We start from the raw sequence: 224 nt of genomic DNA on the forward strand, positions 1-224 counted from the left end.
GCTGCGGTGTTATCAAGTTCAACTGTATCCTCAGCTGTAACAGGGTTACCTGCTACATCGGATACGCTGGCTGTAGCGGTGAGTGTGCCATCGTTTAATGCGCTTGCATCAATCGGGTCGGTAACGTATTCGCCATTTTGTACAAGTGCCGTGGTTTCAACTTGGTTTGTACCATCGCTGATCATCACCGTCACAGTTTGACCGTCTTCCACATCGCTCACCGT

At 50.0% G+C, this 224-nt stretch carries 1 protein-coding gene; it reads right to left on the reverse strand.

All coding sequences use genetic code 11. From position 1 onward, the window contains the following. Nucleotides 1–212: Ig-like domain-containing protein (locus AN389_RS19955; RefSeq protein ID WP_146258111.1), on the reverse strand; the 212-nt coding region annotated here is incomplete at its 3' end. Nucleotides 213–224: the final 12 nt, after the last annotated feature.

The sequence above is a fragment of the Pseudoalteromonas sp. P1-7a genome, assembly GCF_001401855.1.
Lineage (GTDB): Bacteria > Pseudomonadota > Gammaproteobacteria > Enterobacterales > Alteromonadaceae > Pseudoalteromonas.